The following is an 18,779-nucleotide window of genomic DNA, read 5'->3' on the forward strand; positions in this document are numbered from 1 at the left end:
GAAGATCACCTAATCCCAAGGGTTTCCATCATGTTTAGGCGTGATCGGCACCGCGATTCGCGAAATATTAATCAAGTGGGTATAGGTCAAATTTTCAGAAATAATATTGTTCCCCCATGACCCGCAGCCAAGTGAAACAGTTGGGTTCAGGCCATTTGCTGGAGAGCCTCCTGCATCAATCGTTGGCTGATTAACAACTAAGCGACTGACTGGCAAAACTTCTCCTGCATAAAGTTTATGTTCTTTACTATGGCTGAATAGGCCTGCTGAATGACCGGAGCCTTCTAATAAAAGATTTTCCTGGGCAAATGCTACTCCTTCTTCAAAGTCATCGTAACTTTTCAATGCGAGTACAGGGGCCATTTTTTCCTTACAGAACAATTCTTCGCTGCCAACTGCGTCAACTTTGACTGCGATGATCTGACTATCCTCTGGAATTTCAACGCCGGCTGCCTCAGCGATCACCTGCGGATCTTGCCCAATCATTGCTGGATTAGCTTTGCCATCGATGAATAAAGTATCACGTAATTTCGTTAAATCCGCTTCCTCAGTGAAGACCGCCGCTTGCTTTGCACGTAATGCGTCAAGAACTTCGATTTCTTTTTCTTGCGGATAAAATAGGCTTTGTTGACACGCACAGACAATCCCGTTATCAAAGGAGCGACCAATAACTGAAAGCTCCGCGGCTACTTCTACATCAAAATCACGATCCAAAATCGCTTGTACATTTCCTGGGCCAACACCGTATGCGGGATGTCCGCTGGAATAAGCTGACTTCACTAAGCCAGGGCCTCCCGTTGCAACAATCAAATCAACAGATTTCATCAATTCTTGCGACAATTCGATGCTCGGTTCTTCAATTACCTGTAGCAAATCTCTAGGTGCTCCAACGCTGACTAAAGCTTCTCGCATCAGCTCAATGGTTTCTTTTGTTGTCTTTTTCGAACGAGGATGCGGCGATACGATCATGGCATTTTTTCCTTTAAGGGCCATCAAGCCGTTACCTAAAGGGGTAATTGTCGGATTGGTTGTTGGCGTAACCGAACCGATCACGCCTCTTGGATGCGCGATTTCTACTAGACCTTCTTCAGGTATTTCTCGAATCACGCCAACAGAAGCCTTATTCTTCAAACTCGCAAAAATATTGGTGGCCATACCTTGGTTTTTTCCGATTTTATGATCCAGTCGTCCCAACCCTGTTTCTTCAATTGCTAACTTGGCCAATGGTTCTGCTTGTTCAAAAACTGCCTTAGAAATTGCATAAAGCATCTTATCTACTTCTGCCTGAGTGTATCCGCTGATTTCTTCCATTGCGACACGTGCCCGTTGTACCATTTCCTCCATTGCCATTTCCTTAAGCCCCTTTCATTTTTACATACATGAGTGTATGTTTCTTACAGCCTCAATATACCTAAGTTATGAAAGCGCTGTCAATTTCGTGAAAAAAAGAACTTGTTCGCAAAATGCTGATGCAAACAAGTTCTTCTTTTTTTTAAGCGTTTTTAAAAATAATCGAAATACTACGTCTAATAGCCTCGGCAGTGTAATTTTTTGTAACTTCATCAGGAGTTCCTGAACCATACATTCCTTCGAAATAATTATAAAGCATACTAGAAACAGCCATGGCATCATTTTCCTCTAATCCCTCTTCCACTAAACCAGCTAAAAAGAAGTTATACAGTCGCGCGCGTGTTTCGCGAAAAGTTTCAAGCAGCTCGGCAAATTCTGGATAGACCTCTAACGTTTTTAAAGATTGCTGCATAAACTTGAAGCCCATCTGGTTTTGCGACGGAACCATCAATATTTCCACGACTTTTTCTTGAAAACTCATCTCTTCATCTAACATGATCCCGCGTTTTTCAGTCTTGATTTTCTCAATCGTCATTAAAACGACTTCACCAAAAATTTCTGATTTATTCTTAAAATGCCAGTAAGCAGCACCTCGACTAACGTGTGCATCTTTGGATATTTTATCTAATGAAGTATTCTCAAATCCAACTTCATAGAAATTTTGAAAGGCGGTTTCCAGTAATCGCTGCTTTGTTAATAAACTCTCTTGCTTCCGTTTCATTGTCATCTCTCCTGCTTTAAAAAAACAAAAATTGATTCATTCAGTCCTATTTTTAATTTTTTTGAAATCATTGATAAATTTCACGAAATCCTCTCTCTTGTGAAATTTTTCTTTATTAGTTTAATTCGTGAGAAAAAGAATACGATTCCATTTTCACATAATTCGAGCATTTTTAAAAGAAAAAAACCGCCAAGTTTTTCACTTGGCAGTCTCTGGTTTGAAAAAATTATTTCATTGGGGGGATAACCGCCAATAAGCCACTACTTAAAGTAACATAGATCGATGAAGCGGTAGGAATAGTTTCCGTTTGAATCTTCTTCGTTGGCAAAGCTGTCGCAGCTAACGCAATTAGACTTTCACCGCGGAAAAGATTAACAAAATGCTTCGTTGACATCACTTGTGGAATTCGTGGACTGTTTATAATACTAGCAATTAATTTTGATTGGATCTGATCATTCACATCAAATTTTGCTTTCGTTACTGTGCTTTCAGGTCCAGGCGTTTTTTCTTTGGTTTCTTTAGCGTGATCAAATTCCGTTAAATCATAGGCTTTGATGATTGCATTTAGTTTCTCTGCATATTGTTTATCTGTTGCATAGCGTCCTTGTAGATGTTCCGTCGCGTCTTTATAAGATTCGGTTTGATCTTTCCAAGTTGCCTTGTAGAAGTCAGCATTGCCTGAAATTCCTTTTTTGATCAGCTTAGCATAATCTTCCAATGATTCTTTATAGGAAGGATATTTTCTAAACTCAGAAGTAATTTGGAAGCTTGCACCATCTTTATCCTGTTCCAACGTTTGGAATGTCACGCCTTGATCCTTGAACTTGCCTTTAATACCAAACAAGTTATAATTTGGTTCGCTGGCTAGTGAACTATTACCTGAACCACTTTCCAAAATCGCTTGGGCAATCATTACTGATGAATAAATGCCGTTCTTTTGCCCGATTTCACGAGATGTTTCTCCGATTTTCTTGATGAACTGATCGGTTGTTTGATTTTTATTAAAAATAAATGGTTGATTTGTACTATATTGTCCAAATGCATTGGATAAAGAGCCCGTTGCTTTTGGCAGACCGGCGACATTTACACGAAGAGCAAAGGTTGGCGAAAAATCAGCGATACTACCGATTTTTACGACGTCGCCAGGTTGTGGTGCATGGATATATTGACCATTACCGATATAGATCGCAACGTGAGTCGTCACACTCGTTGGTGCTCCCCAAAATAGCAGATCACCAGGCTGTGCTTCACTGACAGGAATTTGCGTTCCCGCGTATTGCTGATCCCCTGTCCAGCCGCCGATATTATGACCAGTCGCATTGGCATATACAACATAAGCAAGCCCTGAACAGTCAAAAGCATTCGGACCTTTAGCTCCCCAAACATAAGGCTTTCCAAGATGGCGGTATGCCTCTTGAACGATTGCCGTTTGAACCTCATTACTGAAGGTTGGTGCATTTTGATTTGATGGAATACGAACATCCGCTGCTGCTTCCTCTGGTTGACGTGCTGCTTGCTGTTCTTGATTTGCTGCTGATGAATTTCCAGCGGAATTGGTGGTACTTGACGGATTGCTTGCTGGTTTATCCTTATTTCCACTGTTTGAATTCCCTGTATTGCCGCTCGGTTTTTCTGCTGGTTTTGGCGTTGGTGTTGGTTTTGCTTCCTCCTTCACAGGAGTCACTTCAAACTGGATAGATACATCTGAATCAGGCATTGGGAATTGACCATTGATATTTCCACTCGTTGAAACAATTGCTTGTGTGGTAGTATTAATAATCTTTACTTCTTTTAGTGTATAGCCTTTTACCAATGACACAACGTAATGAACGGTTGTACCAGCAACTAAGCCTTCATTCGATGTATATTGGAAGCTAATTTGGTTGCCGTTTGCATCAGCGACTGTATTGTTTGCGATTGGACTACCATTCGCTAATAAATTATATTGTTTCGCTGGTTCAGGAGTTGGTTCGGTTGGAGTCGGATCAGGCGCTTCAGAGCTCCCGGTTTCTCCTGTACTCGAGCTTTCTGTCGTTTGTTGACTTGATGAAGTCGCAGCTGAATTGCTTGCAACAGTACTACTTTCTTCAGCGAAAGCTTGTTGTGAAGCCAATAGAGTTGGACCAAAAAGACTACCCAGCGCTAATAGACTTACAATTTTATTGTACTTCATCTCTATACCTCATTTCTAATATAAATATATTTTCACATATAATTAATTTCCTTAATTACTTACTATAATATCATTAATTTAAGAACCTGTCTAAAGTCTAAGCCAGAGTTCATAAAATCTTCAATATTATCAACGTGCAGGATAAAATGGCTACCTTTTTATCTGTTCATTAGTTTATAAAGCTTGATAAATCAGTCTAATTCGTTCACAAATTGCATATTTTACTAAATGCAATAAATGGTTATTCAATGAAGATTCAATTGCGAATAAAATGTTTATTTTAATAAAATTCTAAAAAAGTGTGTTGTGTAATTTGTGTAAATAATCATTTTATTAATATAATATACGCGAAAATAAAGATAAATCTCGAAACATCAATAAAAATGATAATCCGAGATCTATTGATGAGGTTAACTTACTTAAGACACCGTTTTTAATTGATAAGCGCTCAGTATCTAAACAAATAGAATTACTGACAACACAGTGTCAAAGCTGCAGAGATCATTGAACAAGACTGCATAAAAAGAACCTAATAGCACAGGCTATTTAGGTCCTTCTTTTCTTAAATATTGGCTTTTTCTTTATCTTTGATAATTTTCTGCATTAACTTCGAAATTGAACGTTCGTGGAAATGAGTCATTCGAACACTTTCGCCGCTTTCGGTCCGCCAAATTTTATTTTCATAAAATCCAACACTATCACGTTTTCCGTCCATCAGCTCTTTAGCATAATTCAGGACTAGACGAATTGCTTCACGGGTGGGTTCGTCACTTTGGAAGTAACCTGGGTAGCTCCGCAAATATTCATCAAGATCACTATTTCTTGAAGCTTTCCAGTCTTCAATGAAATCTTCCAGTGCTGTGACTACATTACTTGTTTGAATCTTCCATAATGTTATGTCTACTTGATTCTCCATACTCATACCTCCCATTTTTGAATCCTCTTACATAAACAATTATAAAGTGTTTACATTTTAATTAGCTGAGATATTTGCAAAAATCTTATTAAAAAACTTCGAAAATAGATCGTTATTAAAAGTAAACTGCAAATATTTAAGGTTTACTTTTAATTCTTGCTGATGGATTTAGTTTCTTTCTCTCACTTTTTTCGGTTATACTAGTAATAATTGATTGATAAGGATGAGTGTTATGCTAAATTTTTTAATAAATAAAATTACAAGTCGTTGGAAGGGAAATAGAAGAACCAGTGTTGGGATCTTAGGTGGAATTTTAGGATTACTTTCGAATCTGCTTCTCTTTCTCGCCAAGTTCTTTATCGGTTCACTTTCAGGTAGTGTCTCGATCATGGCGGACGCGATGAACAATCTCTCGGATACTGCTTCTTCGGTTATCACCCTTGCTGGTTTCAAAATTGCTGGAAAACCAGCGGATGAAGACCATCCTTATGGCCATGAACGTTTTGAGTATATCAGTGGATTTGTCATTTCGATCTTGGTCACCTATGTTGGGATTCGTTTTTTGGATAGTTCTTTTATCAAAATTCTACATCCCAGCAGTGTTTTGCTCTCCCCCATCGTTTATATTGTTTTGATATTATCTATCTTAATGAAGTTTTGGCAATCCTTTATGTATCGGAGATTAGGTCGTGAAATTAATTCTGATACTTTAAAGGCTACTGCTCAAGATAGTATTAACGATGTTTACACTACGATCGCCGTGCTGATCTCCGCAATTATCGAATGGTTCAGCGGCTGGCGCATTGATGGGTATATTGGCTTTCTGATCGCTTTATATATTATTTATTCAGGAGTCAAAATGATTATGAGCTTCATTAATGATTTAATGGGAGTTCGACCGCGCGAAGAAGAAGTTTTAGCGATCCGCAAGCATTTGGATAATTACCCAGACATCATCGGCTATCATGATCTGCTGATTCATAGCTATGGACCAAATAGTGTTTTTGCCTCTGTCCATATTGAGGTCAATCAAGATTGGAGTTTGCCACATGCTCATGAAGTGATTGATGCGATCGAATATGATGTGAAGCAGAACTTGGGGGTTGATTTAGTCTGTCATCTTGATCCCTACCCAATTGATGATCCTGACTTTAAGCGGATTGCTCCAGAACTAAAAAGGATTTTAAAGGATATTCATCAGCATTTGCGTTTTCACGATCTGCGTGTTGATAAGACGACCACACCAGAGACCATCTATTTTGATTTAGTAGTGCCTGAAGACTTAAAAAAGGTCACAAATTCACAGTTGCAGGATCAAATCAGCGAATGCTTTATCAGCCAAAGCGGACCTGCAAAGCTAAGTATTACCTTTGATCGAACCTATTTATTGTAAGCAAGAAGAGTCTGAGTCATAACTATTCAGTGTCAGGAAATAAGCAGAAAATCCCGAAAAGAAACACAGTGACTTAGGAACTGATAGTAAGTGGTACACTCAATGCTTCGTAAAATTTATGAATTTTCGGCTTATTTTCCGCCGATGCTACTTATGAGCCGCTGTTTAATTGTGAAAAGGAGCTGATCCAAAAGTCTTTTAGACTTTTAGATCAGCTCTTTCTTTTAGCTTTTCCGTTCAACAAGTTGATAGTAGCTTCGCGCGGTTAAACGATAAACTACAAAATACAAGATGGCAAAGATCACTGTCACGATAACACAAACAAGCAGAAACAGCTTCCAGTTTACCAGCCCAAACAGAACCAACAGCTTCTTAATTAAAGGAAAGGCAAATCCTAGATGGATGACAGCCACAACCAATGGAAAAGAAAATACCATCATCACTTGACTGCGGATAACCTTTTTAACTTCACGATGACTCATTCCCACCTTCTGTAAAATTTCAAAGCGTTCTCGATCATCTATTCCTTCAGAGATTTGCTTGTAGTAGATAATCAAGGCTGTTGCTAAAATAAAGGTTGCTCCGAAAATGATTCCTAAAAAGAAGAAGCCGCCGGTAAATATCTTGTTCTCAGACACAAATGTATATTTGTCAACAATCCTAACTTGAGAGTCACCCAGCTGTTGATTTAGTTGATTACGCAATGTTTGAGCAAAATCAAGTTGATTTTTTTCTCCCTTTAGGTCAGTGTTGAACATAAAGTTGTATTCAGGATAATTTTCTGCGGCAACTGCTTTTTTCGGAAACCAGTCAGACAAACACTGCTCTAAAATTGACTGATTGGCTAATATGACTACAAAGGAGTCCGTTAGCTCGATCTGTTGATTAATTCCAGGAAATTTATTGATGCGCTTTTTGATTTTAAACTTCTGATCCTCAAGCTTCAGCTGATTTCCGTCAACATCACCGCTAACTGGATAGAAATAAATTTCGTCATCCTTCAAATTCACTGTTTCATCTGTGTGCTTTGCATACTCTTGAGCAGTCATAAAACTAATTAAAGCGATCGTTGCTGATTTTGAGTTGTAAAAATCCTCCAATGGTGTCAGCTGATAGTTGCCATTTTTTGGTTGAAACATGATACTTTTGGTCGAAGTCAGGTAGACCTGTTTAGTAATCGGCGCTTGTTTTTCAGCACTAACTGCTTCGATTGCAGCTTTCACTTTCTCTGGCTGCTGAACTGTTGAAATCATCACGTCACGTGGATAGCGTGTATTTTCAACATCCTTTTGTCCAAAGAACAGACTGCCAGTAGTCGCTGCTGTTACTAGAACCATTGTTGATAGAATACAAATGCTGGCTAAGCCCGCTGCATTTTGCTTCATTCGATGCATCATACTTGAGATTGAAATGAAATGATTCGTCTTATAATAGAATCGTTCATTCCTTTTTAGCAGCTTCAATAAAGCAATACTTCCTGCCATAAATAAGCAGTAGGTTCCAAGAATTACCAAAATAATGGCAACAAAAAACAGCGTTAAGGCACTTATCGGAGAATCAATTGTAACCGCGATCCCATAGCCGCTTCCTAAAAAGACCAAACCCAAAATAGCGATGATCCAACGTGCTTTTGGTTCCTGTTCTCCCTTTTTGCTTCCATGCAGAAGCGAAATAGGGTTGGTCTTTTTGATTTGCCAGCAATTGATTAGCAGCAGCAAGAAGAAAATTCCAAGAAACAGCAGGAAAACAAATCCAAGGCTCTCAGGTAACAGCTGAAAAACAAACTCATTCCCGACGCTGATCAGTCGACGCAAGACTAGAAAAGCTAGCTTTGATAAAACAACTCCGGTAATTAAACCAGTGATCAGCACAATGAAAAAGCTGAGGAAGCTTTCCCAAATCATTAGCTGATACAGTTCGCGTTTTCCTAAGCCGAGAATATTGTAGAGGCCTAGTTCTTTTTTTCGCTGCTTGAGTAAAAAACTATTCGTATAAAATGAAAAGATCACAGTAAAAATCATAATAACGATATGACCTAATCCAAACATCGAACTAGCAGAACCGCCGCCAGGCAGCGCGCGCATCCCTTCATTATTTACAATTACCTGTGTCATTGTATTAATAGCGACTAGAAACAGCATTGAAATAAGAAAAGGCAGATATCCGCGATGATTCTTCTTTAAATTTGTAGAGGCTAATTTTAGATAAAACATATTTAAGCCTCCTTCGATAACAAGGCTGTCAGCGTTTCATTGATTGTTTCTAAAAACTCATAATTATCCTTGTTCCCACGATAAAGTTGATGATAGACCTGTCCATCTTTGATAAAGAGGACGCGTTTGGCATGGCTGGCCGCAATCGAACTGTGAGTTACCATTAAAATCGTCTGACCATTGAAATTCAAACGTTGGAAAATTTGCAGCAGCTGTTCAGAGGTTTTAGAATCTAATGCCCCTGTTGGTTCATCCGCTAACAATAAATCTGGATTGGTAATGATCGCTCTAGCCACTGCAACTCGCTGCTTTTGACCGCCTGAAAGCTCATAAGGATACTTTTCTAATAATTTTTCGATGCCTAAGGCCTTAACTACTGGTTTAAGTTCCCCCATCAGTTGCTTAACTGGCATGCGAGACAAAACTAACGGCAATAAAATGTTATCTTTGACTGAAAATGTGTCTAGTAAATTAAAATCTTGAAACACAAAGCCTAAATGATCTCGGCGAAAAGCGGCCGCATTTTTTTCCTTGATGGTATTCAGATCCATCCCGTCCAATAAGATCGTTCCAGAAGAAGGCTTATCCAAGGTTGCGATTAAGTTCAATAAGGTGCTTTTACCAGACCCGGATTCGCCCATAATCGCTACGTAATCGCCCTTGTCAACAGATAGATCAATACTTCTTAATGCTTCAACAGGCATCCCCTTGAACTGGGTTTGATAAATCTTTTTGATATTCTCAACTTTTAATAGTTCATTCATTGTGAATTCCTCCTAGTTCATTTTTTGTAGTTTCGTTAGCCGATTGTCACTGGCTAGCTCTCTACTACATCATAGAACCTTGCCTGTAAAAACACTACTTACGAAAATAAATCCAAACTTACAATTATGAAAGTTTGGATTTATTCATATGCGGCAATCTCTTCTGGGAAAACAATTACGACCTCTGTTCCCTTTTTCACTTGAGATTCAATATACAATTGACAACCTAATTTGTTGGCGGCCTGTTGACTAAGATAGAGGCCCAGTCCACTAGCTCTTTGCTGCTCGCGGCCATTCATTCCAGTGTATCCCTTTTCGAAAACGCGCGGCAGATCCTCCGCTCGAATCCCCATACCAGTGTCTCGAATAATCAGCCGATTCTTCTCAAAGGCTATGCTGATCGTGCCATTTTCTGTATATTTGATTGCGTTAAAAATGATCTGTTCTAGAATAAAAATTAACCATTTTTGGTCTGAGTAGACCTTTCCAGTCAAATTTTCAAGCTGCAGACTTAAATTCTTTTGAGAGAAAAAAGTCGCATATTTCTTTACAACGGTTTTAATCACCTTATCAATTGAAATTTGCTGAAAAACAAGATCTGTTTGATCGAGATTTTGCCGCATATAGTTTAAAATCATCTGCAAATATTCATTAATCTTGAAGAGTTCATTTTTCATTGTTCGTGGCTCTAACTGACCTGATTGAATTAAAAGATCTAAAGCAGCCACTGGTGTCTTGATTTGATGCAGCCACAAGCCGAAGTCATCTAGCATATCTTTTTGTCTTTGCTGCAGAGCTTCTTGCTGCTGATTTTTCGTTTCTAAGACTAATCGCAAGGCATTCTGATAGGTCTGCTCAGACAAGGTTGCAGCTTTAGGCAGAAAGATTAAACTATTCAATTGCAGATCTTTTGTTGCTAATAGCCTTAATTGCTTTTGCTTACGGAAATATCGATAAAAAGAAACAAAAGAATAGGTAATCAGCACAAAAAATGTAAATAAGAAGCTATCCCAAAAAGGTATCAAGCTGAGTTCATAGAGATAAAACGTCAGAAAAATCAGTCCCCAAAATGCGAAGTACATCCCGTAAATCATTCGTCTTTCAAATAGAAAATGGATTAGTAGTTTCATTATTTTTCCTCGATTAAATAGCCTTTGTTTTTAACCGTTTGAATCAAACTGTCAATACCAAAGTCCTTCAATTTTTTTCGTAAGCGTGTCAAATTAACTGCCAGGGTATTGTTATCAATAAAATCATCGCTTTGCCACAATGTCTCAATGATTTGTTCTCTTGGTACAATCTGCCCTTGTGTGGCAAATAGAACGCTTAAAATACGTGATTCATTTGGAGTCAATGGCAGATGATCATTTGTTGATTGAATCTGATTGATTGCTGGAACAAATTGATACTCCCCAAAGGAATAGCTTAGTTGCTGACCATATTTATAACTGCGGCGCAGCAGCGCTTGAATCTTCGCTAGTAAAATCGTCAGTTCGAAAGGCTTTTCGATAAATTCATCAGCGCCCATATTCAAAGCCATAACCTGATTCATCTGGTCTTTGGCTGAGGACAGAAAAATAATCGGCACCTCTGAAACCTTACGTATTTCCTGGCACCAATAAAAGCCATTAAAATATGGCAAAGAAATATCCAAAATTACTAGGTCAGGCTGAATCGCTTGATACTCTTCGAAAACATGTTGAAAGTCATTTGCTATTTCACAATCCAGCCCCCACTGAGTTAAATGCTGTTGAATCACAGAAACAATCGTCGCGTCGTCTTCTACAAGAAAAATTTTATTCGTCATTATAGTTCCTTCTACTTTTTCTTTTTATTATACTAGAAATTTGTAGAATTTCTGAGTTTATCTTGATTTCGAGAAATATTTTATTTACCTATACACCGTAAAATAAAAATTTAGAGACTAAATGCCAACAAAAAACCGTAGACCTCATCTAAAAAAGATGGTGTCTACGGATAAATTGCATGCTTAGAACGCACGATAAACATATTGATTTTTTGGAGCACTCACCATTTGTGCATTGTTGACTGTCACAGATGGGATCTGACGATCAAAAGGTTCGAAGAAATCTAAAGTTATAGTCCCTTCTACATGCAGCCATTGATTGTTTTTCACTGTTAAATCAGCTGGCAGCTTGGTCATCAATCCAAATACTCCGGAATCAGCCACGCAATGAATAATCCCGAATCGGAAAAGAAAATCGTATTTCTGATTGTTCTTGTTCGCCTCGTAAACAAAGCCGTTAAAAGAAATCGTTTTTCCAACAAAGGAATTTGGGTAATTGTAGATTAATTCCATCACTTCTAAATAATTCTCATCCGTGATCTCCAATTTTTGATCGGTCTCGTATTTCTTCATCAGCTGTGTCATTTGTTCATTATAGTCGCTTTTATTGTAATAGATACTCGTATCAGGCTTCAAATATTGGGTGTTCATCTCAGGGTCGCCCACCGATTCTTTGCTTACTGGAAAGCTGAAGCCCTTCGCTTCAACAATCGTCGTATCCAAGCTGATCGTTGGAAATAGCGTCCCCACTACTAGCGGCAAAGCCAGCAGCAAATAAGCAATTCCTCGCTGATAGGATTTGTTCAAGCCGTGATCATGCCCGTGATGATGATGCTCGTCATTTTTCTCATTCTCTCCAGCGGCCCAGATTTTCAATTGGACCAAAGCGAGTATCAGCGACAGTGCCATCGTCAGAAAGATGAGATAACGATAGTGAACATTAATATATTGATCTAGTCTGCCGGAAACCTGCAAATACATCATTAATTCAAAATAGCCCGACAAAATCAAAAAACGTATCATTCCCTCTTCCTCCTTCTATATCACTAGCGCGTAAATCGTTACAACCACACTGATCAATGCGATCAGCTGTAGGATAAATTTCCCATGAAAACTGCGTTTCATCATCATTAAATTCTTAATATCAACCATTGGACCAAAGACTAGGAAGGCAACAATCGCATTCGTACCGAATAAGCTTAGTAAAGAAGAGCCCACAAAAGCATCCGCTTCTGAACAAAGTGACATGGTAAAGGCTAAGACCAACATCACTAGAATGCCGACGATTTTTGAAGAGGTCAGCTGCAGCATGAATTGTGTCGGAAGAAAGACCTGCATTCCGCTGGCAATCAAGGCACCAATGATTAGATATCGTCCAGTATCGAAAAATTCATCAATTCCGTGAATAAGCACTGACCAAATGTTGTTTTTTAAGTTTTTTCTAATTTTATTTTCGACGTGATGATCAGAATGCCCGTATAATTCGGCTTTTAAGATTGGAGAACGATTAAAATAGGCGATCCATGAGCCTATGATCAAGGCGACAATGAAGCTTCCAAGAGCTCGCAGAAACGCAAACTTCATACTGTTGCCAAAAGCAATATAGGTTGAAAATAGAACGATCGGATTAATAATCGGTGCGGTTACCATAAAGGCAAATGCCGTATGCTCAGGGACTCCCTTTCGCATAAACTGTGTGACGATCGGCACGATGCCGCATTCACAGGATGGAAAAAAGAAGCCTAAAAAAGAACCTACTAGAATTGCTAGAAACTTATTGTTAGGCAGAATTTTTTGCACTCGTTCAGGGGTTAAATATACCTGCAGCGCTCCGGAAATGAGACATCCCAATAGAACAAAAGGAATCGCTTCAATGACGATTGACAAAAAAATTGTGCTCATTTGCAGAACCGAATGTGGTAGAAAATTAAACATGTGACGCCTCCAAATTTTTCGCTGTTCTAAGATATACTCTTTTTCGGCAAAAGACACAAGATTTTTTCAATTCACAAACTTTTTTTTACGCTTTTTTTATAGATTTTTTACTTTTGGGTATTAAAAAAAGCCCACTCAAAAGAGCGGGCATGCACAAACTATTTTACAGCATCTTTTATTATGGCTGTTTTATCGCTTGTTCAAACTGGTCAAAAAACGATTGAAATCAACGTTTAACAACGATTAAATTACGATAAAAAACGAGCTAGAACGAACTAGTTAGGATTTTTTGCCCCTTTTCTGCCCCTTTCATTCTTAATCTTTTGTTCGCTCGAAAATACGAACGTACATTCGTATAATAAGTTTATCAATTTAGAATAGAGTGATCGCATGCAGTCAATAACAGGAACAGTTATCAAAATTAAAATTTTAAAGATGTCGGAATGTCCCCTTGTCTTCTTTAAGTTAGATGATGTTAGTTGCTTGATTGCTGGTCACTCTTTGAATTTTCTAGCTGACGTAGAAGATGGCATGAATGTTGTAGTGGCTGGCGATTATAATAAGAGAAAACAATTCATTGTAAAAAAGTACGCTGTGATCGGAAAAACAAAAATTATGATGGAATTTGATATGGTAAAAGCCTGATTTTTCGGGCTTTTTAATTTACCAACATAAAACAACAAAAAAAAGGAGCTCCCGATTAGTCCAGGGCTCCAAGGATTATGAAAAAGTGTTTTAGGGTTGTTGGTGACTAAAGTATACAGCGAGCGGTTACATTTGACAAGATAGATTTACTCAAAAAAATAGAACGCCCGGTCGTTCGAGCGTTCTGAAGTAATGAAAAAAATGTTTTTAGGATATGAATAGTATACAATGAAACGGTTTCATGTGCAATGGGAAAATAACTTATCGTGGGCTAGAAATCTTTTCTCTTTTATTGATGTTGATCAACTATTTGTTGAGACTTGTTAGCTGTATCTTTTACATCTTGTTTAGCCTTGTTTAATTTATCAATATAAGCTTTTAAATTAGAATTTTCTTTGTTTGCACTTGCTAATTGTTGTTTAGTAGAATCCAGTTCTGCTTGCAAAGAATTTTTTTCACTGTTTAAAGTGTTAATCTGGTTATTTAGTGAATTAATGGTATTTTGTAAATCATTAGCTTTATTTTGTGCATCCTGCAATTTAGTATTAAATTCTTGGTTTTTCTGATTGATCTCTTGGTTTTTCTGCTCAATTTCCTTTAATTTATCTGCGATTTCTTGCTGTTTAGATTGAAGTTCTCCATTTTTACTATTTAATTGAGATTCTAAACTAGTTTTTTCTCCAGCTAATTGATTTTTTTCATTTTTCAAAGCTTCTAACTGTTGCTTGTAACTATCAATATCTTTTTGAAATTGAGTTAATTGGCCCTCTGTACTTGCTGATTTATTGGATAATTGTATGATTTTCTGTTCTTTATCTGATAATGAATCATTCAACTTATCTAAGTTATCATTGATGGTAGAAATATTCTGTTCCCCACCCCAGTTTAAAATACTGTCTGCATAATTTTTACCGGCTAAACCAATAAAAGCTATTACAATGATGAGTGTTACGACTACATATTTTTTCCTTTTCATTATTCAATTTTCTCCTTTCATATATAAAAGCGACATTGCAACTTTTATATATTAACGTTTTATCTATTGTTTCTCAATAACATTGTTTATTTATAATTAAATTTTCATATAAGCCTGCATACTATAATTAAATCGTGTTTAAAATTCAGGAACTGATATTGTAAGAAGATATTCAGTTGTCGGCAAGACAAGTATCATGCTAGAATTTGAATCAAGTAGATTCCAACGGAAGAAGGTATGAAATGAAAGCAGACGAATTACTGCAACGATTAACTGCGAATCCTTTTCATGAGGAATACAAAGGAAATATATACACAAATGGGCAGTACCCTTATTCCACTGACTACTGCTAAGCCTGATGACGAAGGAAACCTAATATTTTTTCGCCAGAACAGAAAGGCTCCAATGAGCATTAAAACCTTATTCTCTATTTTGCTTCTTCATAAGAATAAGCAGAAATTCTGCTGGAATAATCGAAAGATCGCAATATATAGCTACCGTGTTAATCGCGGGAAAATCATAGTGTAAAAAAGAAGCTCCCAGAGGAGCTCCGTTGTTTAAGGGTGTAAAAATATTGAGGAAATGATTCATCAGCTTTTACAATTAATTAGTTAATAGTACATTTTATTGAACCTCTCAAGACTGAAGTCACAAGTATTCTCGGCTTTTTAATAAAAATACCCAAATAATTAATTAGCATATTTTATTTGTTGTTTTTTCATTATCGGATATCTAATTAATTCCTCACCATTTAAATCTTCTTTATTCATATCTATGGCTGTGATTTGACTATCTTCATACGTACGATAATAATAAATTCCTTTATCTACATTACAACAAGAAGAATAAATAGTATATTCGTATTTTCCGTCACCAACATCACATAAACCTTTTTGTTGTTCTACTGAACCTAAGATATGGAAAAACTGGCTAATACTTTCTGATTCTGAATCTCCTGATAATGAGTTTAGTTTAGTAAATGTCGCTTTAACAAAACGAGAAACAGAAGATAAATCTCCAGGCAAACCTATTCCTCCCATCCCACGACTATAAGCGTTCAAACTAATTTGATCTGAAAAATTATTATTAGGTGTTTCACTCGACAATACACGATAATTGTTTAAATTAAATAATTGATAATCAAATGAAGGGTTATTTGTAAGGACTCCTACAGGATTATCATATATATGAAGCCCATCTTTCATACTTTCTATCACAATAGACTTTTCTTTATCAGCTAATAGCCAGTGTAAAGGAGATAGTGGAAGTTCTTCACTATAATTGATGTTTGCTAAATTGATATTCATTAATAAATCTTTAGCTTCATCTACTGTTGCACATTGTCCTAAAATCCAAGGAATAAATTCAAAAGGAGATACATTATCTTTTCCTTCTTGTATTTCTTTATAATCAGCATACCCAGAAAAATTTAATCCAGCCATACTCAAACCCTTTTCATTGGTACCATCATAATAAAGAGGATAGTCACTTATACCTGCGGCAATACCAATCATTGCATAATGCTTATCCAAATTATTTACCTTTCGAAAAACTAATTTATAATTTCTTGGAGTAACAGTGACTACTTCATTGTAAGATATTTCATAATCAAAATTCCTTCCAAAATAATGATCATTTGTAACATAAGTGATGGACGTACACATAAGTTATTCCCCCTAAATAATAGTTCATTTAACCCCATATTACTCCTAATAATTTCGTATATCAAAAGAAAAGCACATCGCATACAAAAAAACGTTTTCGTTTTTTATAAATTGACAATATTATGTACCCCATAGGACTCGAACCTACGACCGGACGGTTATGAGCCGTCTGCTCTGACCAACTGAGCTAAAGGTACAAGGAATTATTTGTGCAAACGCATACAAAGCGTTAGAATATAAACTAGGGATTCCTGAACTTCCCCACAGTCTCTTAAATTACTATCAATGATACTGTATCAGGAATCCCTATTTAGATAGTATTCGTATACTAGTTTTAGAGCAACTATTTAGCTTCAAAAATGAAAAGACTGACCGAGAAGCTAGTATCGGTCAGTCATTACGGTATATCGAGGTGCTACCTTCGATCCTATAAAACTATCATACACACTCCATCGGAGTCAATATTTTTTAATACTTAAATCCTTTAATATGGCTCGGGTCAATCTTCACGTCATTTGCTTTACCCATCTCCTGAATTTCTTTCAAGACGATTGGTGCGTCGTGATCGTTAAATCCTTCACCTTTGACGCGTACATCGTAAGTTCCGTAGCTATTAGCTTCTGCGTACGTTTGTCTATCCAACAATACATCTTTCAGGAAGTTGCGCATATGCCCTTCTATTTTTTTGCTTTGTTCATCATTAAGATTCCTAGCTTCAATTTTAATGATAGGTTTATCTCCATCAACAATCGCAATATTTTGCTGCATATAAGTTGGATAGTATGACTTTAGTTCTTGTTTCAAGCGATTTACTGCATTTTCATATTTCCATTTGCTGTCACAAGAAATAACTAGAGTATAAACTTTATTTGGTTGCAACACTCGTTTTACTTGATCGCGCAATAAAGTCCATGCATATCGTGTTTGAATGCGTTGCACCATTTTAACCGCTTGATCTTTCGACACGTTGTCAATCGCGATACCGTTTTTATTTCCAGTTGCAGTTGTTGTTGTCGCTGTATTCGACGATGTTGAGCTAGATGCTCCAGTTTTTAAACGGTACGCATAAAAATAAGGACATCCGGCCATCACCCATCGTTGATCGTGATTAGCAATGATCGTAGTCATTTTCCAACCAGTGCATTCAATCCAGTTTTGATTATCTAGTGCTACGCCTGTATGACCGCCTGCCCCTGCAGAGTAACCCTTTTTCCCCCAAATAATTACATCGCCGCGTTGCATTGGAAAGTCTGTATTTTCTGCGATCTTTTCATACCCTAGCTTTAAAAGATAGTCATGTAGTGTTTCAGTGCTAGGAATATATCCATAGTTAAAACCACCAGATTCGCGCAAAATACGATAAACAGAGCCTGAACAGTCGCATGTACCATCCGTATAGTAGCGAGAACCATACATGCTGTAGTAGCAATTATTTACAAATTTTTGAACGACGGCTAATCCTTTTTCGATATTAATAGCCATTATTTTTTCTCCTCTTTTTCTTCTTTAATGTTTTCGATTTCTTTTGGTTGAGGTTGCAACCCTACGTTTTTATCATTCGATTTTTCGTAAAGTTCCTTCGCTTTTTTCATGTCCATGTTACTCATTCCCTCCTAAATTCAATAATTTTGAAAACATTTGATGCAAGCCTGTAGAAGCTAAACCACTCACTGCGCCATAAACAATTGACTCCACGCCTATACCGTTCATAACACCGCCCAAAATCGCTCCTAACGCTGCTACAATCAAAGGGATATAAGCGTTCGCTACTTTATTAAATAGCGGCGTAACCTTGATTACATACCCAACTATTAAACAGGCAACTACAATAACTGGTACAAAATTTTCTGTAATAAATGATAAATCCATAACTATTTTTCCTCCTTTAGTTTATTCGGCAAATCCAACACTTTTTTATACAGTGTTTCTCCAGTTCCGTTACCGCCAAGTTCCCGATATCCACGCCACAAGTACTCTAAATTTTCTAGATCATCTATAGAAATCCAACCCTGCTCCAAAAATTCGGAGCATTGCTTATAAATTTTGTCATGCAGAATGGCTACATTCGCATATTCCAAACGTTTGAATCTATTTTCCGTTTGATCCTTATTTCCCTTGACCGCTTTATAAATATTGTGGAAAATCTTTAAGAATCCCCCTAATCCAATTGCCATCAAGAAACTGTTAATTTCCAGAAATTTTTCTAACACATGCTTTCCGCC

The 18,779-nt window shown here is 37.2% G+C and carries 17 protein-coding genes and 1 tRNA gene; 2 read left to right on the forward strand and 16 right to left on the reverse strand.

The annotated features are described in order from the left end of the window. Nucleotides 1-9: 9 nt before the first annotated feature. The 4 genes from AUF14_RS20335 to AUF14_RS20350 form a co-directional block, all read right to left on the reverse strand. A complete protein-coding gene (locus AUF14_RS20335) occupies nucleotides 10-1,350 on the reverse strand; it encodes an aldehyde dehydrogenase family protein (protein ID WP_102866606.1) in 1,341 nt (446 codons plus the stop codon). Between the two features lie 142 nt (nucleotides 1,351-1,492). Then, complete coding sequence (locus AUF14_RS20340; protein WP_048719097.1) at nucleotides 1,493-2,071, reverse strand: TetR/AcrR family transcriptional regulator; 579 nt, start codon at nucleotides 2,069-2,071, stop codon at nucleotides 1,493-1,495. A 226-nt stretch (nucleotides 2,072-2,297) separates the two neighbouring features. Beyond that, nucleotides 2,298-4,244, reverse strand: a complete 1,947-nt coding sequence (locus tag AUF14_RS20345; RefSeq protein ID WP_102866607.1) for a glucosaminidase domain-containing protein — start codon at nucleotides 4,242-4,244, stop codon at nucleotides 2,298-2,300. 562 nt (nucleotides 4,245-4,806) lie between these two features. Then, nucleotides 4,807-5,160, reverse strand: coding sequence for a hypothetical protein (locus AUF14_RS20350; RefSeq protein WP_016178342.1), 354 nt, complete (start codon nucleotides 5,158-5,160; stop codon nucleotides 4,807-4,809). Nucleotides 5,161-5,392: 232 nt separating this feature from the next. On the opposite strand from AUF14_RS20350, the gene AUF14_RS20355 reads away from it, so the two are divergent. Then, complete coding sequence (locus AUF14_RS20355; RefSeq protein ID WP_102866608.1) at nucleotides 5,393-6,553, forward strand: cation diffusion facilitator family transporter; 1,161 nt, start codon at nucleotides 5,393-5,395, stop codon at nucleotides 6,551-6,553. A gap of 224 nt (nucleotides 6,554-6,777) precedes the next feature. Here AUF14_RS20355 and AUF14_RS20360 read toward each other — a convergent pair whose 3' ends face one another. From AUF14_RS20360 to AUF14_RS20385, 6 genes are all read right to left on the reverse strand, one after another. Next, nucleotides 6,778-8,766 carry an ABC transporter permease gene (locus AUF14_RS20360; protein ID WP_102866609.1) on the reverse strand — a complete coding sequence of 663 codons (1,989 nt, stop codon included), beginning with the start codon at nucleotides 8,764-8,766 and terminating at the stop codon, nucleotides 6,778-6,780. 2 nt (nucleotides 8,767-8,768) lie between these two features. Then, a complete protein-coding gene (locus AUF14_RS20365) occupies nucleotides 8,769-9,530 on the reverse strand; it encodes an ABC transporter ATP-binding protein (protein ID WP_048720073.1) in 762 nt (253 codons plus the stop codon). Nucleotides 9,531-9,670: 140 nt separating this feature from the next. Next, nucleotides 9,671-10,660, reverse strand: coding sequence for a sensor histidine kinase (locus tag AUF14_RS20370; protein ID WP_102866610.1), 990 nt, complete (start codon nucleotides 10,658-10,660; stop codon nucleotides 9,671-9,673). Then, complete coding sequence (locus tag AUF14_RS20375; protein ID WP_102866611.1) at nucleotides 10,660-11,337, reverse strand: response regulator transcription factor; 678 nt, start codon at nucleotides 11,335-11,337, stop codon at nucleotides 10,660-10,662. Before AUF14_RS20375 ends, AUF14_RS20370 begins: the two co-directional genes overlap by 1 nt. Before the next feature lie 183 nt (nucleotides 11,338-11,520). Next, the gene (locus AUF14_RS20380; RefSeq protein ID WP_049221422.1) at nucleotides 11,521-12,360 is read right to left on the reverse strand and encodes a TIGR03943 family putative permease subunit; all 840 of its coding nucleotides are present in this window, start codon (nucleotides 12,358-12,360) and stop codon (nucleotides 11,521-11,523) included. A gap of 15 nt (nucleotides 12,361-12,375) precedes the next feature. Then, the gene (locus AUF14_RS20385; RefSeq protein ID WP_102866612.1) at nucleotides 12,376-13,272 is read right to left on the reverse strand and encodes a permease; all 897 of its coding nucleotides are present in this window, start codon (nucleotides 13,270-13,272) and stop codon (nucleotides 12,376-12,378) included. A 390-nt stretch (nucleotides 13,273-13,662) separates the two neighbouring features. Here AUF14_RS20385 and AUF14_RS20390 point away from each other — a divergent pair, with 390 nt between their 5' ends. Next, nucleotides 13,663-13,917, forward strand: coding sequence for a hypothetical protein (locus AUF14_RS20390; RefSeq protein ID WP_010743567.1), 255 nt, complete (start codon nucleotides 13,663-13,665; stop codon nucleotides 13,915-13,917). Between the two features lie 289 nt (nucleotides 13,918-14,206). On the opposite strand, the gene AUF14_RS20395 is transcribed toward AUF14_RS20390, so the two are convergent. From AUF14_RS20395 to AUF14_RS20420, 6 genes are all read right to left on the reverse strand, one after another. Continuing rightward, the gene (locus AUF14_RS20395; protein WP_010743569.1) at nucleotides 14,207-14,893 is read right to left on the reverse strand and encodes a hypothetical protein; all 687 of its coding nucleotides are present in this window, start codon (nucleotides 14,891-14,893) and stop codon (nucleotides 14,207-14,209) included. Nucleotides 14,894-15,582: 689 nt separating this feature from the next. Next, nucleotides 15,583-16,557, reverse strand: a complete 975-nt coding sequence (gene bsh, locus AUF14_RS20400; RefSeq protein ID WP_010743572.1) for a choloylglycine hydrolase — start codon at nucleotides 16,555-16,557, stop codon at nucleotides 15,583-15,585. A gap of 123 nt (nucleotides 16,558-16,680) precedes the next feature. After that, nucleotides 16,681-16,754, reverse strand: a tRNA-Ile gene (locus AUF14_RS20405). Nucleotides 16,755-17,025: 271 nt separating this feature from the next. Next, nucleotides 17,026-18,039, reverse strand: a complete 1,014-nt coding sequence (locus AUF14_RS20410; protein ID WP_070505065.1) for a peptidoglycan amidohydrolase family protein — start codon at nucleotides 18,037-18,039, stop codon at nucleotides 17,026-17,028. Nucleotides 18,040-18,156: 117 nt separating this feature from the next. Continuing rightward, entirely contained in the window at nucleotides 18,157-18,426 is a 270-nt protein-coding gene (locus tag AUF14_RS20415) for a phage holin family protein (protein WP_010743575.1), read from the reverse strand. Nucleotides 18,427-18,428: 2 nt separating this feature from the next. Then, entirely contained in the window at nucleotides 18,429-18,767 is a 339-nt protein-coding gene (locus AUF14_RS20420) for a hypothetical protein (protein ID WP_010743576.1), read from the reverse strand. Between the last annotated feature and the right edge of the window lie 12 nt (nucleotides 18,768-18,779).

Origin of the sequence: Enterococcus avium (assembly GCF_002891025.1) — a bacterium.
GTDB lineage: Bacteria > Bacillota > Bacilli > Lactobacillales > Enterococcaceae > Enterococcus_A > Enterococcus_A avium.

Bases quoted from the DNA above. Each gene is read 5' to 3' on its own strand.
- AUF14_RS20335 (WP_102866606.1), bottom strand. From the start codon at position 1,350: ATGGCAATGGAGGAAATGGTACAACGGGCACGTGTCGCAATGGAAGAA.
- AUF14_RS20340 (WP_048719097.1), bottom strand. From the start codon at position 2,071: ATGAAACGGAAGCAAGAGAGTTTATTAACAAAGCAGCGATTACTGGAA.
- AUF14_RS20345 (WP_102866607.1), bottom strand. From the start codon at position 4,244: ATGAAGTACAATAAAATTGTAAGTCTATTAGCGCTGGGTAGTCTTTTT.
- AUF14_RS20350 (WP_016178342.1), bottom strand. From the start codon at position 5,160: ATGGAGAATCAAGTAGACATAACATTATGGAAGATTCAAACAAGTAAT.
- AUF14_RS20355 (WP_102866608.1), top strand. From the start codon at position 5,393: ATGCTAAATTTTTTAATAAATAAAATTACAAGTCGTTGGAAGGGAAAT.
- AUF14_RS20360 (WP_102866609.1), bottom strand. From the start codon at position 8,766: ATGTTTTATCTAAAATTAGCCTCTACAAATTTAAAGAAGAATCATCGC.
- AUF14_RS20365 (WP_048720073.1), bottom strand. From the start codon at position 9,530: ATGAATGAACTATTAAAAGTTGAGAATATCAAAAAGATTTATCAAACC.
- AUF14_RS20370 (WP_102866610.1), bottom strand. From the start codon at position 10,660: ATGAAACTACTAATCCATTTTCTATTTGAAAGACGAATGATTTACGGG.
- AUF14_RS20375 (WP_102866611.1), bottom strand. From the start codon at position 11,337: ATGACGAATAAAATTTTTCTTGTAGAAGACGACGCGACGATTGTTTCT.
- AUF14_RS20380 (WP_049221422.1), bottom strand. From the start codon at position 12,360: ATGATACGTTTTTTGATTTTGTCGGGCTATTTTGAATTAATGATGTAT.
- AUF14_RS20385 (WP_102866612.1), bottom strand. From the start codon at position 13,272: ATGTTTAATTTTCTACCACATTCGGTTCTGCAAATGAGCACAATTTTT.
- AUF14_RS20390 (WP_010743567.1), top strand. From the start codon at position 13,663: ATGCAGTCAATAACAGGAACAGTTATCAAAATTAAAATTTTAAAGATG.
- AUF14_RS20395 (WP_010743569.1), bottom strand. From the start codon at position 14,893: ATGAAAAGGAAAAAATATGTAGTCGTAACACTCATCATTGTAATAGCT.
- bsh (WP_010743572.1), bottom strand. From the start codon at position 16,557: ATGTGTACGTCCATCACTTATGTTACAAATGATCATTATTTTGGAAGG.
- AUF14_RS20410 (WP_070505065.1), bottom strand. From the start codon at position 18,039: ATGGCTATTAATATCGAAAAAGGATTAGCCGTCGTTCAAAAATTTGTA.
- AUF14_RS20415 (WP_010743575.1), bottom strand. From the start codon at position 18,426: ATGGATTTATCATTTATTACAGAAAATTTTGTACCAGTTATTGTAGTT.